Genomic DNA, 24,266 nt, shown 5'->3' on the forward strand with positions numbered 1-24,266 from the left:
TGCGGCGCACTCGTGAGGCTGGAAGTGCTCCAGCAGGTTTCCGATGCGCCGCCATACGGCTTCGATCGTCCTTTCCTCGGCTTTCCGGACCAAGGTTTTGAGCTTTGCGAACATCATCTCGATGGGATTGAGATCAGGACTGTAGGGCGGCAGGAAGAGCAGATGGGCGCCGACATTCCGTATGGCGTTGCGCGCCGCGGCTCCTTTGTGACTGCCCAGGTTGTCGAGAACGACGACATCGCCCGGTGCCAGGGTGGGCACCAGGAATTGCTCGACCCAGGCCGTAAACATGGTCCCGTTGATCGGCCCATCCAGGACCAGAGGAGCCACGATCCTGTCGTGACGCAGGCCTGCCAGGAAAGTCAGCGTCTTCCAATGGCCGTGGGGAACTTTGGCGAGGTAAGGCTGGCCCTGCGCACACCAACCCCGGGTGCGGGTCATGTTGGTCTTCACCCAGGTCTCGTCGATGAAGACCAGGCGCTTGGGATCGATCTTATGCTGGTGGGCTTTCCAGCGCGCTCGGAAGCGAGCCAGCTTCGTCCCATCCTGCTCCTTGGCCAGCAGCGTTTTTTTTGAAGCTGAGGCCCAACCGGCGCACGCATCGCCAGACGGTGTCCGGCGTCACCACTGTGCCGCGTTCCGCCAACTCCGCCGTCAGCGCCCGGATCGTCAGGTCGCCCTTCTCAGCCAGCCGCTCGCGCAGCCAATCCACCGCCTCCGGCCCCAGCACGAAGGGACGATGACCGCCCATCTTGCCCGGCTCAAGCCCTTGTCCGGCACGTTGCTTCTGACCGATCCGCACTGCCGTCGCAACTGAGACGCTGAACTGCTGCGCCACCGCGCGGGTCGTCAGGCCACTCGCCAACGCCGCCGCAATCCGCTCACGAAGATCCAGAGACAACGGACGTGCCATCAGGGTTGATCTCCCAAATCAGTCAACCCGTTGAATCACACATCCGCTCCCTCGGGAATCCCCATCTCCGATTCAGACACAAACAGACAGACTCTAAGAAGTCGTCCAATCATTATAGACACTTAATGAATGAGTTGAATTCGTATTTTTCACGCATATGTGGTGAAAAATCATTGCGCCCCGACACAAGCATCGCTATCATCCGCACGTTGCATTTTCGATGAGAAAATCCTCCATGAAATATTGATTTACAGTAAATCGCAGCCCAAAGATTGCTGCGAAATACAGTGACCTGTCTTGTTGATAAAAATTTCCCACGGAAACGATCAATTATCGCAAGCGCTTCTGGAACAGGAAAAGTCGAAAAGTAGAAAAATTGTAAAACCGCACAATTCGAGTGTTTCGATCATGCCGAGGCTGGTGGAAGAGAATTCGGTCCCGGACACCGGCTTGTCCTGCCTGGTGATCCTGCTGCGCCTCCTGGGAAATCCAGCCGATCCGGAACAGATCCTCCACGCGCAGGCGGCGCGCGGCCGGGCGATGGACACGCTGGACATCCTGCGGGCGGCCAAGGGGTTCGGCGTCAAGGCCCGTTCGGTCACCACCAGCTGGGATCGCCTGACGGCGACGCCGCTTCCCGCCATCGCGAAGCGGCGCGACGGGCGTTTCTTCATCATCGCGAAGGTGGACGGCGACCGGGTCCTGATCCAGGACCCGCTGGAACAGCGTCCGCTGACCCTGCCGCGCGCCGTCGTCGAGCCGGCCTGGTCGGGCGAACTCCTGCTGATGACGCGCCGCGCCAGCCTCGATCTGGCCCAGGTGAGGTTCGGCATCGGCTGGTTCGTGCCGGCCCTGTTCAAGTACCGCCGCCCGTTCGCGGAGGTGCTGCTCGCCTCCTTCGTGCTGCAACTGTTCGCGCTGGTCAGCCCGCTGTTCTTCCAGGTGGTCGTCGACAAGGTGCTGGCGCACCGGGGCTTGACCACGCTCGACATCCTCATCATCGGGCTCGTCGTGGTCTCGCTGTTCGAGACGGTGCTGGGGGGCCTGCGCACCTACATCTTCTCCCACACCACCAGCCGGGTCGACGTGACGCTCGGCGTCCGGCTGTTCGACCATCTGCTGGCGCTGCCGCTCTCCTATTTCCAGGCGCGGCGGGTGGGGGACAGCGTGGCGCGGGTGCGCGAGCTGGACCGTATCCGCGACTTCCTGACCGGCTCGGCGCTGACCCTGGTGATGGACCTGTTCTTCACCGTCGTCTTCCTGGCGGTGATGTGGTGGTACAGCCCGACGCTCACCGGCATCGTGCTGGCGTCGCTGCCGGTCTACGCCGCGATCAGCCTGATCGCCACCCCGATCCTGCGCCGCCGGCTGGAGGCGAAATTCGCGCTGGGCGCCGAGAACCAGGCCTTCCTGGTCGAGAGCATCTCCGGCATCGAGACGCTGAAGGCGATGGCGGTGGAACCGGAGATGCGCCGCCATTGGGAGGAACGCTCGGCCGCCTTCGTCGGCGCCGCCTTCCGCGCCGGCAACCTCGGCGCCATCGCCGGGCAGGGCGTCCAACTGGTCAGCAAGCTGGCGATGGCGGCCCTGCTGTATTTCGGCGCGCTGGAGGTGATCGACGGCACGCTGACGGTGGGCGCGCTGGTGGCGGTGAACATGCTCGCCGGCCGGGTGTCCGCCCCGGTCCTGCGGCTGGCCCAGCTGTGGAACGACTTCCAGCAGGCGCGCATCTCGGTCGAGCGGCTGGCCGACATCCTCAACACCGCCGCCGAGCCGGCCGCCAAGCCGGGCCGGCTGCCGCTGCCGGCCATCCGCGGCGGCATCCGCTTCGACCGGGTGGGCTTCCGCTACCGCCCGGACGCCTCGCCCACCCTGCAATCCATCGACCTGACCATCCAGCCCGGCGAGACGGTCGGCATCGTCGGTTCCTCGGGCTCGGGCAAGAGCACGCTCACCAAGCTGGTGCAGCGGCTCTACGTGCCGGAATCGGGGCGGGTGCTGGTCGACGACGTCGATCTGGCGCTGGTCGACGTCGCGTGGCTGCGCCGCCAGATCGGCGTCGTCCTCCAGGAGAACGTCCTGTTCAACCGCTCGATCCGCGACAACATCGCGCTGGCCGATCCCGGCATGGCGATGGAGGACATCGTGGCGGCGGCGAGGCTGGCCGGGGCCGACCGCTTCATCCTGGGGCTTCCGGAAGGCTACGACACGGTGATCGGCGAGCGTGGCGCCAGCCTGTCCGGCGGCCAGCGCCAGCGCATCGCCATCGCCCGCGCCCTGGCCACCAACCCCCGCATCCTGATCTTCGACGAGGCGACCAGCGCCCTCGACGTGGAGAGCGAGGCGGCGATCCAGGCCAACATGCGCCGCATCTGCGAGAACCGCACGGTGCTGATCGTCGCCCACCGGCTCTCCACCGTGCGCAACTGCGACCGCATCGTCACGGTGGAGGAAGGGCGGATCGCCGAGCAGGGCACGCACGAGTCCCTGATCCGCCAGGGCGGGCGCTACGCGGAGCTGTGGCGGATGCAGATGGGGGCCGAGCATGGCATCGCCTGACGGCGCCGCCGAAGCGGCCCCTCCTGCGGCGGAAGCGCCGTCGCCCCAGCCCGCCCGCCGCGCGGCGCGTCCGCTCCGGCGGCGGCTCGGGCACGAGCTGGAGTTCCTGCCCGCCGCGCTGGAGGCGGTGGAGACGCCGGCCTCGCCGGTGGCCCGCGCGGTCGCGCTGCTGATCGCGCTGTTCGCCTTCATCGCGCTGGCCTGGGCCTGGATCGGCCACATCGACATCACCGCCGTCACCCGCGGGCGCGTCATCCCGAGCGAGCGCAACAAGCTGGTGCAGCCGCTGGAGCCCGGCATCGTCCGCAGCATCCACGTCGTCGAGGGCCAGCGAGTCGAGGAAGGCGCCCGGCTGCTCGAACTGGACCCGACCGACAGCGCCGCCGACGCCGGCCGCGCCGAATGGGAGCTGGAGGTCGCCGAGACCGAGGCGGCCCGCCTGCGCGCCGCGCTGGCCGGGGAGCGGCAGTTCCAGCCGCCGGAGCAGGCCGACGCCGCGCTGGTCACCCTCCAGCGCTCCATCCTGGTCAACCAGCTCACCGCGCGCGAGGCGGGCCTGTCCGCCATCGACAGCCAGGAACGCCAGCGCCGCGCGGAAAAGGCGGCGCTGGCCGCCGAGAAGGCCCGGCTGGCCGCGACGCTGCCGCTGATCCGCGAGCAGGTGCAGGCCAAGCGCGGCCTCTCGCAGCGCGGCTACAGCCCGCGCTTCGACCTGCTGGAGCTGGAGAAGGAGCTGGCGGAGGTCGAGTTCGGCGGCGTCGCGGCGAGGAACCGCGAGGAGGAGGTCGACGCCGCGCTGAAGGGGTTGGGCGACGAGCGGCGGCGGGTGGTCGCCGAGTTCGAGGGCAAGGCGATGACCGATCTGGCCGACGCCGAGAACCGCATCGCCGCCCTGCGCCAGGAACTGACCAAGGCGCACCGCCGCCGCGCCCGCCAGGTGATGACGGCGCCGGTCGCCGGCGTGGTCCAGCAGCTCGCGGTCCACACCGTGGGCGGCGTGGTGACCACCGCCGAACCGCTGATGGTGATCGTGCCGGCCAGCCGGACGCTGATCGTCGAGACCCAGGTGGACAACAAGGACATCGGCTTCCTGCGCCCCGGCATGCCGGCGGCGGTCAAGGTCGATGCCTTTCCCTTTACCCGCTACGGTCTGCTGCCGGGCGTGGTGATGGGGGTTTCCCACGACGTCATCCTGCCGCCCGACGGAGCCGCCGCACGCACCGGCGCCACCGACCCGGCGGCGTCCGCCAACCCGGACGGCCCGAAGTTTGCCGCCCGGATCGCTTTGGACCGTGCCGTCATCCGGGGGGAAGACGGCGAGGACATCGCGCTCGCTCCCGGGATGGCGGTGACGGCCGAGATCAAGACCGGCCGCCGCCGCATCCTCGACTACCTGCTGTCGCCGGTGCTCGCCCATGTCCACGACGCCATGCGCGAGCGATGACCGGCACAGGCCGATCTCCGACCACCGACCGCCTCGACCCGTTGCCGCCGAAATGAATTCGAACCGGGCAGAAAGCCCGCAGGGGGAAAACCGATGACCGACACGCCGACCACCACCGCCGCCAACCAGACCCTGCGCGGCGACTGGCGCGCCGAAACCCTGGAGGGCGGCGCCGGGAACGACACCATCACCAGCGGCGGCGGCGGCGGCGTGATGGACGGCGGGGCCGGCGACGACCTGCTGACCGGCGACTGGGGCGACGACACCATCCGCGGCGGGGCGGGCGACGACCGGCTCTATGGCGGCAGCAACAACGACCTGCTGGATGGCGGTGACGGCAACGACTATCTGGACGGCGGAACCGACGCCAACACCCTGATCGGCGGGGATGGCAACGACACCCTGGTCGGCAACAGCGCGAGCGACCGGCTCGACGGCGGCGCCGGCAACGACCTCGTCCAGGCCGGCGGCGGCGACGACAGCGTCTGGGGCGGCGACGGCGACGACACCGTCAACGCCGACGGCGGGGCCGACTGGGTCGACGGCGGGGCGGGCAACGACGTGCTGACCGGCGGGGATGGCAACGACACCCTGCTGGGCGGTGCCGGCAACGACCGGCTGAGCGACGGCAACGGTTGGAGCAACGACTGGTTCGACGGCGGCGACGGCGACGACGCCATCGACGGCGGCTATGGCAGCGACACGCTGATCGGCGGGGCGGGCAACGACCGGCTGACCGTCGCCAACGACTACAACGGCGATCTGCTGGACGGCGGCGACGGCGACGACACGCTGACCGGCGGCATGGGGGCCGACACGCTGACCGGCGGGGCCGGCGCCGACCTCGTCCAGGCGGGCGGCGGCGACGATCTCGCTGTCCACACCCTGTCCGCCCAGAGCGGCCACGACACGATGGACGGCGGGGCCGGCAACGACCGGCTGCGCGTCCAGCTCGCCTCCGGCCAGATCACCGCCGGGATCGCCGCCGATCTCGTCCGCTTGAGCGACTTCGTGCGCCAGCACGGCGACGACAACCAGATCTTCACCGGCGACGCCCTCAAGCTCAAGGCCAGCAACTGGAACGCGCTGGAGGTGACGGTCGACGGCCGCGTCGTCGACGTCGGCGCGCTGGCCGCCCTCGTCGTCGTGAGCAACAGCGCTCCCGTGGCCGCCGACCAGACGCTGCAGGGCCGCGAGGACACGGTGCTCGCCGGCTCGGTCGGGGCGGTGGACGCCGACGGCGACGCGCTGAGCTACGCCGTGGCCGACGGGCCGGGCCACGGCCGCCTGCGTCTGGCCGCCGATGGAACCTTCACCTACACGCCCGACGCCGACTACGCGGGCGCCGACAGCTTCCGGATCGCGGTGTCGGACGGGCGCGGCGGGGTCGCCAGCCAGACGGTGACGATCGCGCTGGAGGAGGTCAACGACGCCCCCTCGGCCGTCTCCCTGAGCGGCGGCCGCGTCTCCGGAACGGCGGCTGCCGGCACCCTGGTCGGCACCGCCCACGCGACGGACGTGGAAGACGGCGCGCTGACCTACAGCCTGGCCGACGACGCCGGGGGCCGTTTCGTCATCGACGCGGCGACCGGCCGGATCACCGTCGCCGAGGGCGCGGTCCTGGACCACGACGCGGCGCCGACCCACGCCATCACCGTGCGCGTTACCGACAGCGGCGGCCTGAGCACCGACAGCGTGCTGGTCATCGGCGTGACGGGGACCGGCAACGACGGCGTCGCGGACGTTGAGGGTGAATCGCCGGCCGACGAGCGGACCCGCGAGATGACGGAGGCGCAGGCCGGCACCGATGACGCGGTGAGCGGCGACTGGCGGGCCGAGACCCTCGACGGCGGGGCCGGCAACGACACCCTCAACAGCGGTGGCGGCGGCGGGGTCCTGCTGGGCGGGGCCGGCGACGATGCGCTGAACGGCGACTGGGGCGACGACACCCTGCGCGGCGGCTCCGGCAACGACACGCTCGTCGGCGGCGCCCAGAGCGATTCCCTGTCGGGCGGCTCGGGCGACGACCGTCTGGACGGCGGCAGCGAGAACGACACGCTGGACGGCGGCAGCGGAAACGACACCCTGCTGGGCGGAAGCAACAACGACCTGCTCTACGGCGGGCTGGGTGACGATTATCTGGACGGAGGAACCGATTCCGACACCCTCTACGGCGGCGCCGGCAACGACACCCTGATCGGCGGCGACAACGCCGACCTGCTGGACGGCGGCAGCGGCGACGATTCCATCACCGCCGGCAGCGGCGACGACAGCATCCGGGGCGGGGCCGGCAATGATACCATCGACGCCGGGGAGAACGCCGACACCATCGACGGCGGCAGCGGCGACGACGTGATCGACGCCGGGGGCGGCGCCGACCGCGTCACCGCCGGGGCCGGCGACGACACGGTCATCGGTGGCGGGGGCGACGACTGGATCGACGGCGGGGACGGCGACGACGTGCTCACCGGCGGCGAGGGGGCCGACACCCTGCTCGGCGGCGCCGGCAACGACCGGCTGGGCGAGGGCGGCTCCTACTGGAGCAACGACCGTTTCGACGGCGGCGACGGCGACGACACCATCGACGGCGGCTACGGCAGCGACACGCTGATCGGCGGGGCCGGCAACGACCGGTTGACCGTGGCGGACGACTACAACGGCGATCTGCTGGACGGCGGCGACGGCGACGACACGTTGGTCGGCGGCTCCGGCGCCGACACGCTGATCGGCGGGGCGGGCAACGATGTCCTGGCCGGCGGCGGCGGCAACAACGTGCTGATCGGCGGCGACGGGATCGACACGGTCGATTACTCGGCGGAAACCGGCGCGATCACGGTGGATCTCGCCACCGGCAGCGTCGGGCATGGCGGGTGGATGACCGACAGCCTGTCGGGCATCGAGAAGATCCTGGCCGGCTCCGGCGCCGACGCCCTGACGGGCGGTACCGGCGCCGACAGCCTGTCGGGCGGCGGCGGCGACGACAGCCTCTCCGGCGGGGCTGGCGACGACTGGCTCGAAGGCGGCAGCGGAGCCGACGTGCTGACCGGCGACGACGGCATCGACACCGTCGACTATTCGGCCTCGGATGCGAGCGTGACGGTGGATCTGGCCGCTGGCACGGGCAGCGGCGGCGACGCCGAGGGCGACCGGATCGCCGAAGTGGAGAACGTCGTCGGATCCGTCCACGACGACCGGCTGACCGGCGACGCCGACGCCAACCGGCTCGACGGTGGCGAGGGCGACGACCTCCTGACCGGCGGCGGCGGGGCCGACACCCTGATCGGCGGCGAGGGCACCGACACGGCCGATTACTCGGCCTCGGATGCCGGCGTGACGGTGGACCTGTCCGCCGGGACCGGCTCCGGCGGTGACGCCGAGGGCGACGTCCTGAGCGGCGTCGAGAACCTTGCCGGCTCCGCCCATGACGACCGGCTGACCGGCGACGCCGGAACCAACCTCATCAGCGGCGGCGGCGGTGACGACACGCTGACCGGCGGCGCGGGAGCCGACACGCTGGTCGGTGGCGAGGGCACGGACACCGCCGACTACTCGGCGTCGGATGCCGGCGTGGTGGTGGACCTGTCCGCCGGAACCGGCGCTGGCGGCGACGCCGAGGGCGACGTCCTGACCGGCGTCGAGAACATCGACGGTTCCGACCATGACGACCGGCTGACCGGCGACGGCGGTGACAACCGTCTGGACGGCGGGGACGGCGCCGACACCCTGATCGGTGGCCTGGGCGCCGACACGCTGGTCGGCGGCGGCGGCATCGACATGGCGGATTATTCGGCTTCCGGCGCGGGCGTCACGGTGGACCTGTCCGCCGGCACGGGCGTCGGTGGCGACGCCGAGGGCGACGTCCTGACCGGCGTCGAGAACATCGACGGTTCCGACCATGACGACTATCTGACCGGCGACGCCAACGCCAACCGGCTGGACGGACGCGGCGGCAACGACACGCTGGCCGGACTGGGCGGCGCCGACACGCTGATCGGCGGCGACGGCATCGACACCGCCGATTACTCGGCCTCCGGCGACGGCGTGACGGTCAGCCTGGCCGACGGAGCCGGCAGCGGTGGCGACGCCGAGGCCGACGTCCTGAGCGGCATCGAGAACCTCACCGGCTCCGCCCATGGCGATTCCCTCACCGGCGATGCCGGCGCCAACCTCATCGACGGCGGTGAGGGTGACGACACGCTGGCCGGGCTGGACGGCGCCGACACGCTGGTGGGCGGCGAGGGCACCGACACCGCCGACTATTCGGCCTCCGGGGCCGGGGTGACGGTGGATCTGGCGGCCGGCACGGGCACCGGCGGCGACGCCGAAGGCGACGTTCTGGCGGACATCGAGAACATCATCGGTTCCGGTCACGGCGACTCCCTCATCGGCGACGGCGGCGCCAACCTCATCGACGGCGGGGACGGCGCCGACACCCTGGTTGGTGGCCTGGGCGCCGACACGCTGGTTGGTGGTGATGGCATCGACACCGCCGACTATTCGGCTTCCGGCGGTGGCGTGACGGTCAGCCTGGCCGACGGAACCGGCAGTGGCGGCGACGCCGAGGGCGACGTCCTGAGCGGCATCGAGAACCTCTCCGGCTCCGCCCATGGCGATTCCCTCACCGGCGATGCCGGCGCTAACCTCATCGACGGCAGTGAGGGTGACGACACGCTGGCCGGGCTGGACGGCGCCGACACGCTGGTGGGCGGCGAGGGCACCGACACCGCCGACTATTCGGCCTCCGGCGGCGGCGTGACGGTGGACCTGTCCGCCGGGACCGGCTCCGGTGGTGACGCCGAGGGCGACGTCCTGAGCGGCATCGAGAACCTTGCCGGCTCCGCCCATGACGACCGGCTGACCGGCGACGCCGGAACCAACCTCATCAGCGGCGGCGGCGGTGACGACACGCTGACCGGCGGCGCGGGAGCCGACACGCTGGTCGGTGGCGAGGGCACGGACACCGCCGACTACTCGGCGTCGGATGCCGGCGTGGTGGTGGACCTGTCCGCCGGAACCGGCGCTGGCGGCGACGCCGAGGGCGACGTCCTGACCGGCGTCGAGAACATCGACGGTTCCGACCATGACGACCGGCTGACCGGCGACGGCGGTGACAACCGTCTGGACGGCGGGGACGGCGCCGACACCCTGATCGGTGGCCTGGGCGCCGACACGCTGGTCGGCGGCGGCGGCATCGACATGGCGGATTATTCGGCTTCCGGCGCGGGCGTCACGGTGGACCTGTCCGCCGGCACGGGCGTCGGTGGCGACGCCGAGGGCGACGTCCTGACCGGCGTCGAGAACATCGACGGTTCCGACCATGACGACTATCTGACCGGCGACGCCAACGCCAACCGGCTGGACGGACGCGGCGGCAACGACACGCTGGCCGGACTGGGCGGCGCCGACACGCTGATCGGCGGCGACGGCATCGACACCGCCGATTACTCGGCCTCCGGGGGCGGGGTGACGGTCAGCCTCGCCACCGGTACGGGCAGCGGCGGCGACGCCCAGGGCGACCGGCTCTCCGGCATCGAGAACCTGACCGGCTCCGCTCACGGTGACCGGCTCACCGGCGACGGCGGCGCCAACCGGCTCGACGGCGGCGCCGGCAACGACACGCTGGTCGGCGGCGCGGGGGCGGACACGCTGATCGGCGGCGCCGGCACCGACACCGCCGACTATTCGGCCTCCGGCGACGCCGTGACGCTGGATCTGGCGGCCGGCACCGGCCTCGGCGGCACCGCCGAGGGCGATGTGCTGAGCGGCATCGAGAATCTGGTCGGCTCGGCCCGGAACGACGTGCTGACCGGCGACGAGCGCAACAACGTGCTGAAGGGCGGCGGCGGCGCCGACACCCTGACCGGCGGCGGCGGCAGCGACACGGCGGATTATTCCGGTTCGGGCGCCGGGGTGACGGTGGACCTGTCCGCCGGGACCGGCCTGGGCGGCGATGCCCAAGGCGATGTCCTGAGCGGGATCGAGAACCTGACCGGCTCCGGCCGCGACGACCGGCTGACCGGCGACGGCGGCGCCAACCGGCTCGACGGCGGTTCCGGCAACGACACGCTGATCGGCGGTGCCGGGGCCGACACGCTGGTCGGCGGCGCCGGCCTCGACACCGCCGACTATTCGGCCTCCGGGGCCGGGGTGACGGTCAATCTGGCCACCGGCATCGGATCGGGCGGCGACGCCCAGGGCGACCGGCTGAGCGGCGTCGAGATCGTCATCGGCACCGGCTTCGCCGACCGGCTGACCGGCGACGGCGCCGACAACCGGCTGGACGGCGGCGGCGGCGCCGACATCCTGTCGGGCGGCGGCGGCAACGACACGCTGCGGATCCTGGACGACGGCTTCGTCTCGGTCGACGGCGGCGACGGCATCGACACGCTGCGCTTCGAGGGCGACCGGCTGTCGATGGTGGGGGCCGACGCCGGCGGTGTCCACGGCATCGAGACGCTCGACCTGACCGGCGCCGACCGGCAGGTCGTGATCCTCAACGAGCAGGGCGTGCTGGCCAACGGCGGCGGCACGCCGCTCTGGGTCACCGGCGACCGCGACGATCTGGTGACCTTCAAGGAGTCCGGCTGGCGGAAGACCGGCAGCGGGATCCTCGTCGATTCGGTGCTCTACAACAGCTACGGCCGGGGCGAGGCGGTCGTCTACGTGCAGGACGGCGTGCGGATGTTCGGCGACCTCGTCGTGACCGGCACGCCGGGCGACGACACCCTCACCGCACCGTCGGGCGTCGGCCATGTCGTCGTCTTCGGCGAGGGCGGCGACGACACCGTCAAACTCGGCGCCGGCTTCCGGCACGAGATCGCCCATCTGGTCCGCATCGACGACGACCTGCACATCCTGTTCGACGCCGAGGGCGGCCCGGCGGGCGAGGACGGCTACGCCCGCGACCGCGTCACCATCATGGGCCATTTCGCCCCCAACGGCGCCGAGGCGGCCGGCGACGGCAGCGTCCGCCGGATCGCCTTCGCCGACGGCGTGGTCTGGCCGGTCTGGGGCGACGATCTGCGGATGGGCACGACCGGCGACGACACCATCGCCATCGATGCCGGCTTCGGCACCCGCACCCTGCACGCCGACGGCGGCGAGAACACCATCCGCTTCGGCGCGGACGTGACGGCCGACGACCTGCGCCTGTCGCGCCTGGGCGACGACCTGGAGATCCGCATCGCGGGCACCGACCGCTCGGTCCGGCTCTTCAACCACTTCTCCGCCGAGGCGCTGGCCGGGGCGGGCAACGGAGGGATCCAGACCATCGAGCTGGCCGACGGCACCCGCTGGCGCGTCCGCGGCGACGATGTGGTGATCGGCAGCACCGGCGACGACAGCGTCGTCTTCGGGCTCGGGAGCGGCCAAGGGGGCAATGAGACCACCCTGTATGGCAGCGGCGGCAGCGACACCATCCGCTTCGCGCTGAACGTCGATCCCGACCGGATGCGGCTGACCCGCGACGGCGACGATCTGCGCATCACCTACGGCGCCGGCTCCGACGCCTGGATCGTCAAGAACCACTTCGACGGCAACCCCGACGGCTACGCCAGCATCCGCTTCGGCGACGGCACGAGCTGGGCCATCGACAACACCCGCCTGATCGCCGGCACCGGCGGCGACGAGAGCTTCAGCGTCCAGAAGGGGCTGGGCGAGCGCGTGCTGGCGGCCGGCGGCGGGCGCGACGGGCTGGTGCTGGGCGCCGGCATCGATCCGGCCGACGTCGCTCTGCGCCGGGTCGGCGACACGCTGGTGCTGGAGATCGCCGGCACCGCCGACCGCGTGACCGTGCTGAACCACTTCAACGGGACCGGCGCCGGCAACGGCGGCCTTTCCTCCGTCACCTTCGCCGACGGCACGGTGTGGAGCGTCGACGCCGGCCACGGCTTCCGCATCGGCGGCGACACCGCCGACGTCTTCACCGTCAACGCCGGGGACGGCGCGGTCAGCCTGTTCGCCGGCAAGGGCTTCGACAGCCTGAAGTTCGGCGCCGGTGTCGCCACCGACAAGCTGGAGTTCGTGCGCGAGGGCGACAACCTGATCGTCTCGGTCCGCGGCACGGCGGACCGCATCACCGTGCTGAACCATTTCTCCACCGACTGGGGCGCCTCGGCGCTGGAGAATGTGGTGGTCGGCGGGCGGAACTGGAGCCTGTCGGGCACCAACGTCCTGGTCGGCGGCAGCGGCGACGACAGCTTCACCCTGACCCCCGGCAGCGGCGCGCGCATCGTGCTGCCCGGCACCGGCAACGACCGGATCACCATCGGCGAGGGCATCGACAAGGCCAGCCTGAAGATCCAGCGGGTCGGCGACGACCTCGTGGTGACGGTCAACGGGCTGAGCGATTCCCTGACGGTGCTCAACCATTTCTCCGGCGGGGCCAGCGGCGGTGTCCACACCATCCGCTTCCTCGACGGCGCCGTCTGGAACATCTGGGGCCACGAGATCCGCGTCGGCGGCAGCAGCACCGAGACCTTCACCTTCGAGCCCGGCATCGGTCACGTCTCGCTCTATCCGGGCGGCGGCACCGACCGGCTGCGGATGGGCGCCGGCTTCGACAGCCTCGCCACCGTGGCGCGCCGGGTCGGCGACGACCTCCAGATCGTGCTGGGCGACGGCGCCGACGTGGTGACCGTCCTCAACCACTTCCTCGGCAACGCCGCCCGCGACATCGCGTTCGCCGACGGCACGCTGTGGACGGTCGGCGGCGCCAATGTCCGCATCGGTTCCGACGCGGACAACGTGTTCGTCCTCAACCCCGGCATGGGCAACGTCACGGTCTATCCCGGCGGGCAGGCCTCCGGCGACCGGATCGAGGTGGCGCCCGGAATCGATCCGGGCAGCGTCCGCCTGACCCGCGTCGGCGCCGACCTGCGCGTCACCGCCGGCGGCGACACCATGACCATCGTCAACCACTTCGCGCCCGGCGGCGTCGTGGCGATTCCGGAGATCGTCTTCCCCAACGGCGTGATCTGGCCCATCGCCAGCACCACGATCCACATCGGCGGCACCGGGCCGGAGACCATCCGCGACGCCTCGATCATCTACCCCGGCGCGCCCGGCCAGCATCTCCAGCTCGACGCCGATCCCGGCACGACGCGGGTGGTCCGCGTCGGCAACGACCTGCACATCCACATCGAGGGCCGGCCCGACGCCATCGTCGTCGTCAACCACTTCACGCTGAACGGCATCGGCGACATCACCTTCGACAACGGCACCACCTGGAACATCCAGGGCGGCAAGGTGCTGATCGGCGGCTCCGGCCACGACGAGTACCTGATCCAGCGCGGCATGGGCGACATGATCGTCTATCCGGACAGCAACGGCGACGACAGCCTGCGCTTCGTCGACACCGTCGACGGATCGAAGATCCGGGTGGCGCGCGACGGCGTCAACTTGCGGATCACCGTCGACGGCACGGCGGATTCCCTGACCATCGTCAACCATTTCGCCGGCGCGCCGCTGAAATCGCTGACGCGCCCCGACGGCTCGGTCCTGCACCTGACAGGCGACACGCTGGTGTTCGGCGGCGCCGGGCGCGACACCTTCCTGATCGGTCCGGATTCCGGATCGAAGACGATCTACGCCCAGGGCGGCGACACGGTGAAGCTCGACGGGATCGACAGCACCGAGGTGCGCTTCGTCCGCACCGGCTCCGACCTGGAACTCTTCATCGACCGCACCGGTCAGGTGGTGACCGTCCTCAACTACTTCGGCGCGATCGGCCAACTGGAGTTCGACGACGGGCGGACCTTCGACCTGTCCTCCCCCTTCACGCTGATCGGCGAGGGTGGTGGCGACCGCTTCCAGATCGGCAAGACCGGCCCGGCCCGCCAGGAGATCCACGCGGGCGGCGGCGGCAGCCAGATCGTCTTCGGCCCCGACGTCGGGCCGGGCGACGTCACGCTGGCGCGGGACGGCACCGACCTCGTGGTCGTCTTCATCGGCAGCGGCCGGACCGTGCGGATCGTCAACCAGTTCGTCGCGCCGACCGACGGGGTGTCGCGCGGCCTCGACGCCGTCAGCTTCTCCGGCGGCGTCACCTGGGACGTCGTCGGCGACAACGTCCTGTTCGGCGAGATGGGGACCGACAGCTTCACGGTGCTGCCCGGCCACGGCCGCCAGTACATCTTCGCGGGCGGCGGCACCGACGCCCTCAGCTTCGGCCCCGGCATCGACCCGGCCCTGGTGCGCATGGAGCGGATCGGCGTCGACCTGCATTTCTACACCGATGACGGCAGCATCGACCTGATCGCGGTCAACCATTTCGGACCGACCGGGGTGGCGGGCGCCGGCTCGGGCCTCGGCACCGTGACCTTCGAGGGCGGGCAGAGCTGGGCGATCGGCGGCAACGGAATCCTGATCGGCAGCCGCGGCAACAGCAACTTCGTGGTGGGGGCCGGCGCTGGTCCGACGACCATCCACCCGGCCGGCGACGCCGTCAACCAGCTCAGCTTCGGCGCCGGCGTTCCGCCGGCCAACCTGCGGCTGGTGCGCATCCACGACGACCTGCGCATCACCTCGGCCGACGGCGCCATCAACGTGCTGGTGGTCAACCATTTCCAGAACCAGCTCGATCGGGTGACCTTCACGTCCGGGGCGCCGTGGAACCTGGGATCGGGCCATGTGTGGATCGGCGGCGACGGGCCGTCGGTCTTCCAGCTCGACGACAGCGGGGCCGACCAGACGGTGTTCCCCGGCGACGGCGACACGGTCGGGCTGCCGGGCGGGCTCGACTGGCGCGACGTCGTGCTGACCCGCTCGGGCGGCGACCTCGTCGTGGTGGTCCGCGCCACCGGGCAGCGGATCGTCGTCGTCAACCACTTCTCCGCCACCGACGGCACCACCGGGCTGGCCGGGCTGACCTTCGCCGACGGCACCACCCTGCCGCTCGGCGAGCTGGCGGTGCTCGGCGGCACCGGCGGCGACCTGCTGACCGGCACCGCCACCGACGACGTGCTGCTGGGCCAGGACGGCGACGACCGCCTGAGCGGCGGGGCCGGCAACGACACGCTGATCGGCGGCATCGGCAACGACACGCTCGACGGCGGGGCCGGCAACGACGTGTATGTCTACCGCGCCGGCGACGGCCGCGACCTGCTCATGGACAGCAGCGGCCTCGACACCATCGAGATGGGGCCGGGGATCGACCGCGACGGGATCTACTTCGCCCGCTTCGGCAACGACCTGCACATCCGTTTCCGCAACAGCGCGACCGACGAGATCGTCGTGGTCGGCCGCTTCAACGCGGCCGGCGACGGCACGGCCTATGTCGAGCGGATCGCGTTTGCCAACGGCACCAGCTTCGACCTGACCCGCACCGACATCGCGCTGGAGACGGTGGCGACCAGCGCCGCCGAGTATCTGCAGGGCTACAACGTCGGCGACCGCATCGTCGGCGGGGCCGGCAACGACACCATCCTCGGCTACGCCGGCAACGACACGCTGATCGGCGGCACCGGGGCGGATTCCCTCGACGGCGGGGCCGGCGACGACCTGATCGACGGGCGCGACGACAGCGCGGGTGGCGACGTGGCCTATGGCCGCGACGGCAACGACACCATCTATGGCGGCGGCGGCGGCGACATCCTGTTCGGCGGCACCGGCAACGACAGCATCGAGGGCGGGGCCGGCAACGACAGCATCGACGGCGAGGACGGCGACGACGACCTGAGCGGCGGCGACGGGGCCGACACGATCTACGGCCGCGCCGGCAACGACACGCTGGCCGGCGGCGCCGGCAACGACACGCTTTACAGCGGCACCGGCGACGACCTCATCCGCTACGGCGGCGGCAGCGACACCGTCACCAACGAGGGCGGCAGCGACGTGCTGGAGATGGGGCCGGGCATCGCGCGGAGCGACCTCTATTTCGCCCGCTTCGGCAACGACCTGTACGTCCGCTTCCGGGGATCGAGCGAGCAGATCATCCTCACCGGCCGCTTCAACGCGGCGGGCGACGGGGCGAGCTTCGTGCAGACCCTGCGCTTCGCCGACGGCTCCACCCTCGATCTGGCCTCCCAGACCCTGGCGCTGGAGACGGTGGCGACCAACGCCAGCGAAAAGCTGGAGGGCTACAACGTCGGCGACCTCATCCAGGGGCTGGGCGGCAACGACACCGTCTACGGCTACGCGGGCGACGACACGCTCGACGGCGGGGCGGGCAACGACTTCCTCTACGCCGGTGCCGGCAACGACAGCGTCGAGGGCGGCGACGGGGCCGACGTCCTCAACGGTGACCAGGGCGACGACACGCTGTCCGGCGGCACCGGCAACGACAGCCTGCACGGCGACGCGGGCGACGATTCCCTGGACGGTGGCGACGGGGCCGACTTCCTGTCGGGCGGCGACGGGGCCGACATCCTGAACGGCGGCGAGGGCAACGACACGCTCGACGGCGGCGACGGCAACGACACGCTGACCGGCGGCGGCGGCACCGACACCCTGTTCACCGGGCTGGGCGACGACCTGATCCGCTTCGACGGCGGGCGCGAGACGATCACCAACGCGGGCGGCCAGGACGTGCTGGAGATCGGCGGCGGCCTTGCGGTGGGCGACCTCTATCTCGCGCGCTTCGGCAACGACCTCCACCTGCGTTTCCGCAACCGGAGCGACGAGGTTGTGCTGGTCAACCGCTTCAACGGGGCCGGCGACGGGGCGAGCTATGTCCAGACCCTGCGCTTCGCCGACGGCGCGCTGGTGGACATCACCGCCCAGGATCTGGTGCTGGACACGGTGGCGACCGACGCGGCCGAGAAGCTGGAAGGCTACAACGCCAACGACACCATCCAGGGCCTGGGCGGCAGCGACACCATCTACGGCTATGCCGGCGACGACCGGCTGGATGGCGGAGCCGGCAACGATATCCTGTTCGGCGGGGCCGGTGCCGACGAGCTGCTGGGCGGGGCCGGTGCCGACCGGCTGGAAGGCGGCGACGGCGACGACACGCTCGACGGCGGGGCCGACAACGACCTGCATTACGGCGGGGCCGGCAACGACGTCATCGCGGGCGGCGACGGCAACGACTACGCCGAGGGCGGCGACGGCAACGACACGGTGACCGGCGGGACCGGCAACGACACCCTCTACGGCGACGTCGGCGACGATTCCCTCGGCGGCGGCACCGGCGACGACGCGCTGTACGGCGGCACCGGCAACGACACGCTGGAGGGCGGAGCGGGCGCCAACAGCATCCAGACCGGGCTGGGCGACGACCTTATCCGCCACAGCGGTGGGCGCGACGTCATCGGCAACGAGGGCGGCCAGGACGTGCTGGAGATCCGCGAGGGGCTGGCGGCCGCCGACCTCTATTACGCGCGCTTCGGCAACGACCTCCACCTGCGCTTCCGCAACGCCACCGACGAGATCGTGCTGAAGAACCGCTTCAACGGGGCGGCCGACGGGGCGAGCTACGTCCAGACCTTGCGCTTCGCCGATGGGGCGCTGGTCGACCTCACTGCCCAGGATCTGAAGATCGAGACGCTGGCGACCGCCGCCAACGAGACGCTAGAGGGCTACAACGTCGGCGATTCCATCCAGGGCGCCGACGGCAACGACACCGTCTACGGCTATGCCGGCGACGACACGCTCGACGGCGGCACCGGCAACGACCAGCTCTACGGCGGAGTCGGCGACGACACGCTGCTGGGCGGGGCCGGCGCCGACCGGCTGGAGGGCGGCGACGGTGACGACCTTCTGCAAGGCGGCGACGGCAACGACAGCCTCGTCGGCGGGGCGGGCGACGACACGCTGGAAGGCGGGCTCGGCGCCGACCAGATCTATGGCGGGGCCGGCAACGACCTGATCGACAACCGCAACGACACCGGGACCGGCGCCTCGGCCAACGTCGCCTATGGCGAGGCCGGGGACGACACCATCCTCGGCGGCGACGGGGGCGAGACCTTCTCCGGCGGCGACGGCAACGACAGCCTTGCCGGCAACGCCGGCAACGACTGGCTGGAAGGCAACGCCGGCAACGACCGGCTGGACGGCGGGGCGGGCAACGACTCCCTCCAGGGCGGTGACGGCGACGACACGCTGGAGGGCGGGCTCGGCACCAACACTATCCTGACCGGGCTCGGTGACGACCTCATCCGCCACAGCGGCGGGCGCGACATCATCACCAACGAGGGCGGCCGGGACGTGCTGGAGATCCGCGAGGGGCTGGCGGCCGCCGACCTCTATTACGCGCGCTTCGGCAACGACCTCCACCTGCGCTTCCGCAACGCCACCGACGAGATCGTGCTGGTCGGGCGCTTCAACGGGGCGTTGGATGGGGCGAGCTACGTCCAGACCCTGCGCTTCGCCGACGGCACGCTGGTCGACATCACCGCCCCGGATCTGAAGATCGAGACGGTGGCGACCGCCGCCAACGAGACGCTGGAGGGCTACAACGTCGGCGATTCCATCCAGGGCACCGGGGGCAACGACACCATCCACGGCTATGCCGGCGACGACACGCTCGACGGCGGGATCGGCAACGACACGCTCTACGGCTATGCCGGCGACGACCTTCTGCTCGGCGGCGACGGCGGCGACCGGCTGGAAGGCGGCGACGGCGACGATTCGATGGAGGGCGGCGCCGGGGACGACACGCTGCTGGGCGACGCCGGCAACGACACGCTGGTCGGCGGGGCCGGCAACGACGCGGTCTACGGCGGGGCCGGCGAGAACCTCATCCGCTTCACCGGCGGCCAGGACAGCGTCTACAACACCGGCGGCACCGACGTGATCGAGCTTGCCGGCGCCTTCGCTCCCGAAGCGCTCTATTTCGCCCGCTTCGGCAACGACCTGCATGTCCGTTTCAGAGGCGTCGCCGACGAGGTCATCGTCAAGGGGCGCTTCAACGGCAACGGGAACGGGACCAGCTACTCCCAGGCCCTGCGCTTCGCCGATGGAACCCTGATGGATCTGACCCGCCCGGATCTGGTGATCGCCACCACGGGGACCAGCGCCTCGGAGAAGCTGGAGGGCTACAACGTCGGCGACGTCATCGACGGCGGGGCCGGCAACGACACGATCTATGGCTATGGCGGCGCCGACACGCTGACCGGCGGGGCCGGGTACAACGCTCTCTATGGCGGTGACGGCGGCGATGTGCTGGACAGCCGCGCGGGCGCGGGCGACAACCTCTACGGCGAAGCGGGCAACGACACCCTCTATGGCGGGGCCGGCGGCGACGGGCTGCGGGGCGGCGCCGGGGAGGATTCCGTGGACGGCGGCGGCGGGAACGACATCGCCTTCGGTGGTGACGGCGACGACACGATAACCGGAGGAGCCGGCGAAGATCGGCTGTGGGGCGACGAGTTTTCGACGACCGGAAACGAGGTGATCACCGTCCGCATCCGCATGGGCGCCCACAATGTGTATTACTGGCCGAAGGTGGTCGTTACCCTCGACGGCGTGGTGTTGATGAACGGCATCGTGGACGTGCTCTACTCCACCTTGGCCTCCGACGGAAACACCATGATCTATTCGGGAAACATGCGCGACTACACCTTCACCGTTCGGGATCGGAGCGAGGCGGACCGGCTGCAAATCCATGTCGTCGACGAGACCGGCGGCTGGAACAGGGCCAAGAAGGCCGTCTATGTCGGCGGCATCGAGATCAACGGTTACCCGATCGGTGCCAACGGCTACATCTGGGAAACCTATGGCGATGGGGTGTGGGATCTGAATTCGGTCCTGCCCTCCCCCTCCCCCAGCGAACCGGCCGGCAACGACATCGTCGCGGGCGGTGATGGCAACGACGCGGTCAACGGCGGCGTCGGCGACGACAGCCTCGATGGCGGCACCGGCAACGACACGATCCTGGGCGGAGCGGGGAACGACACGATCAAGGGCGGCACCGGCTCCGACGAAATGCACGGCGGCGCCGGCAACGACCTGATCGACAACCGCGACGACCCCAGCGCCGCGAACATCAACGACCAGTCCTATGGCGGCACCGGCAACGACACCATCTACGGCGGCGGCGGCGTGGATCTGGTCTATGGCGGCGCCGACGACGACCTGATCGACGGCGGCGGCGGGGCCGACCAACTCTACGGCGAGGGTGGCGACGATTCGATCTTCGGCGGTGACGGAGCCGACGCCCTTTATGGCCAGGCGGGCAACGACACGCTGGACGGAGGCGCCGGCAACGACGTCATCGACGGCGGTGCCGGAGACGACCTGATCCGCTACGCCGGGCCGGGGGCCGGCGAGGACTCCGTCATCGGCGGCGGCGGCAGCGACGTTCTGGAACTGGGAGCCGGGCTGGCACGCGACCAACTGTATGTCTCCCGGATCGGCAACGACCTTCATCTCAATTTCCGCGATACGGGGGACCGCATCGTCGTGGTGGGCCGCTTCAACGGCAACAGCGACGCCGACGGCGCCAACTTCGTCCAGACGCTGCGCTTCGCCGATGGGACCGAGGTCGATCTCACGGCGCAGGACATCGGGCTGGAAACCCATGGACAAGCGGCGAGCGAGACTCTGCGCGGTTACAAGTCGGGTGACCGGATCGACGGCGGGGCGGGCAACGACACCATCCTCGGATACGGCGGCAACGACACGCTGGAGGGCGGCGACGGCAACGATTCCCTGGAGGGCGGCGAGGGCAACGACAGCCTGTCGGGCGACGCCGGCAACGACACGCTGTTCGGCGGGGCCGGCGACGACACGCTGACCGGCGGGGCCGGCGCCAACGCCATCGACGGCGGGGCCGGCAACGACACCGTGGTCTATGGCGGCGGGGCGGACACCATCGTCGGCGGCGGCGGCAACGACGTGCTGGTCTTCGGCGCAGGCTACACGGTGGCCGGCCTGCGGATGGAACGCTTCGGCAAGGATCTCCACCTGGTGTTCGACTCCGCCGCGCAGCGGATCGTCGTCGCCAACCGCTTCGCCCTCAAAGGCACGGCCGACGGGACCGACTACATCCAGACCCTGCGTTTCGCCGATGGCGGCGAGATCGACCTGAGCCGTCCGGATCTGGTCATCCGCACCATCGACAGCGACGTCGGCCACACGCTGGACGGTTACAACGCCGGCGATGTCATCCGTGGCAGCGGCGGGACCGACGCCATCTATGGTTACGGCGGCGACGACACGCTCCATGGCGGGGCCGGGGCCGACCTGCTCTATGGCGGCGACGGCAACGACCTCATCGACGGCCGCGACGACACCGCCAGCGCCGACACCGCCTATGGCGAGGCCGGCAACGACACGCTCTATGGCGGGGCGCTCGGCGACGCGCTCCATGGCGGCGACGGCGACGACCTGCTCGACGGCGGGACCGGCGACGACAGCCTGGTCGGCGGGGCCGGTGCCGACGTCCTGCTCGGCGGAGCCGGCAAGGACACGCTCTATGGCGGGGCGGATGACGACCGCCTCGACGGCGGCGACGGCAACGACAGCCTCTTCGGCGAGGACGGGAACGACACGCTGGCCGGTGGCCTGGGCGCCAACTGGATCGTCACCGGGGCCGGCGACGACGTGGTGCTGTACCAGGGTGGACAGGACACCGTGACCGGCGGCGGCGGCAACGACATCCTCGACTTCGCCGAGGGCTTCGACGCGGCCGCCCTGCGCTTCGAACGCTACGGCAACGACCTGCACGTCCTGTTCGAGGGCCGGACCGAGCGGATCGTCATCGCCAACCGCTTCAACGGCAACGGGAACGGCGCCAACTATCTCCAGACCCTGCGCTTCGCCGACCAGTCGACCTACGATCTCACCCGGCCGGATCTCGTGATCGACACGCGGGACGACGACGTCGCCCGCACGCTGGAGGGCTACAACGCCAACGACACCATCCGGGGTTCCGGCGGCAACGACGCGATCTTCGGCTATGACGGCGACGATCACCTCTATGGCGGCGCGGGGATCGACGTGGTCCGTGGCGGCAACGGCAATGATTTCATCGACAGCAGCGACGACACCGCCAGCCGCGACTCGCTCTATGGCGAGGCCGGCGACGACACGCTGCTGGGCGGCGGCGGCGGCGACTCGCTCTACGGCGGCGACGGCGACGACCGCGTCGACGGCGGGGGCGGCAGCGACTACATCGAGGGCGGCAGCGGCGGCGACACGCTGTTCGGCGGCGACGGCAACGACACGCTGTTCGGCGGCGACGGCGCGGATTCCATCGAGGGTGGCGCCGGCAACGATTACATCCAGGGCGATGCCGGTGCCGACGACCTTGCCGGCGGCCTCGGCAACGACACGCTGTCTGGCGGGGCCGATGGCGACCGGCTGCATGGCGGCGACGGCAACGACATCCTCTTTGGCGAGGCCGGCAACGACACGCTGTCCGGTGGGGCCGGCGACGACGCCATCGACGCCGGTGCCGGCGACGATCTCGTGCTGTATGATGGCGGGCAGGACACCATCCTCGGCGGCGGCGGTTCCGACGTGCTGCTGATGGGCGAAGGCTTCGCGGCCGAGAACCTGTATTTCGCGCGTTTCGACAACAACCTCGTGCTGCGGTTCCGCGACCGGCCGGAGCAGATCGTCATCTCCAACCGCTTCAACGGGGCTGGCGACGGGGTGAACTATCTCCAGACGGTGCGCTTCGCCGATGGGCGGGAGGTGGACCTGTCCTCCCCCGCCCTGACGCTGGAGACCGTCGGCGGCAGCGCCGCGGAAGCGCTGCTGGGCTACGCGAACGGCGACCTCATCGACGGCCAGGGGGGCAACGACTTCCTGTCGGGCTATGGCGGCAACGACACCCTGGCCGGTGGTCTCGGCCGTGACACGCTGCATGGCGGTGACGGCGACGACCTGCTGGACAGCCGTGCCGACCCGGCCGGTTCGGGGTTCTACGACGAGGCCTACGGCGAGGCCGGCAACGACACGCTGTGGGGCGGCGGCGGCAACGACAGCCTGTCGGGCGGCGACGGCGACGACGACATGGACGGCGGGGCGGGCAACGACGTCCTGGCCGGCGGCACCGGCAACGACGTCTACCGGTTCGGCCGCGGCGGCGGCAGCGACCGCATCGTCGAGAACGACGCCGACGCCGGCAACGATCGCCTGGTGTTCGGCGAGGGGATCGACCGGCACCAGCTGTGGCTTCGCAAGACCGGCAGCGATCTGGAGATCCAGGTCGTGGGGTCGGCTGACAAGGTCACGGTCGCCGGCTGGTACAGCGGCACCAGCCATCGCATGGACAGCATCGAGACCAGCGACGGCGCGGTGCTGGCGGATTCGATGGTGGACCAGCTGGTGCAGGCGATGGCGGGCTTCGCGCCGCCGGCGGCCGGCACGCTGAGCATCGAGGGCAGCGCCTATCCGCAGGTCGACAACGCCATCACCGCCGCGTGGCGGTGATCCGGCGCGGCCGGTTCGGAAGGACAAGGG

General features: G+C 70.7%; 4 protein-coding genes. 3 read left to right on the forward strand and 1 reads right to left on the reverse strand.

Features of this window, described 5'->3' with window-relative positions; genetic code table 11:
• Positions 1 to 913, reverse strand: a protein-coding gene (locus JN22_RS00005) for an IS630 family transposase (RefSeq protein ID WP_223677489.1) whose coding sequence is annotated in 2 segments (ribosomal slippage) — positions 1 to 574 and positions 573 to 913 — 915 coding nt annotated over the 2 segments. Because the reading frame shifts where the segments join, the coding sequence is not laid out codon by codon here. This gene is flagged as partial in the annotation.
• Positions 914 to 1,321: 408 nt separating this feature from the next.
• On the opposite strand from JN22_RS00005, the gene JN22_RS00010 reads away from it, so the two are divergent.
• From JN22_RS00010 to JN22_RS35120, 3 genes are all read left to right on the forward strand, one after another.
• On the forward strand, positions 1,322 to 3,472 hold the full coding sequence (locus tag JN22_RS00010; protein ID WP_085551972.1) for a type I secretion system permease/ATPase: 2,151 nt from the start codon (positions 1,322 to 1,324) through the stop codon (positions 3,470 to 3,472).
• Positions 3,459 to 4,916, forward strand: coding sequence for an HlyD family type I secretion periplasmic adaptor subunit (locus tag JN22_RS00015; protein WP_085551973.1), 1,458 nt, complete (start codon positions 3,459 to 3,461; stop codon positions 4,914 to 4,916). The genes JN22_RS00010 and JN22_RS00015 overlap by 14 nt, the downstream gene beginning before the upstream one ends.
• A gap of 93 nt (positions 4,917 to 5,009) precedes the next feature.
• Positions 5,010 to 24,236: a calcium-binding protein gene (locus JN22_RS35120; RefSeq protein ID WP_179165993.1), complete on the forward strand. Its 19,227-nt coding sequence runs from the start codon at positions 5,010 to 5,012 to the stop codon at positions 24,234 to 24,236.
• Positions 24,237 to 24,266: the final 30 nt, after the last annotated feature.

This window comes from Azospirillum agricola (genome assembly GCF_020005195.1).
GTDB classification, from domain to species: domain Bacteria; phylum Pseudomonadota; class Alphaproteobacteria; order Azospirillales; family Azospirillaceae; genus Azospirillum; species Azospirillum agricola.

Bases quoted from the DNA above. Each gene is read 5' to 3' on its own strand.
- JN22_RS00010 (WP_085551972.1), top strand. From the start codon at position 1,322: ATGCCGAGGCTGGTGGAAGAGAATTCGGTCCCGGACACCGGCTTGTCC.
- JN22_RS00015 (WP_085551973.1), top strand. From the start codon at position 3,459: ATGGCATCGCCTGACGGCGCCGCCGAAGCGGCCCCTCCTGCGGCGGAA.
- JN22_RS35120 (WP_179165993.1), top strand. From the start codon at position 5,010: ATGACCGACACGCCGACCACCACCGCCGCCAACCAGACCCTGCGCGGC.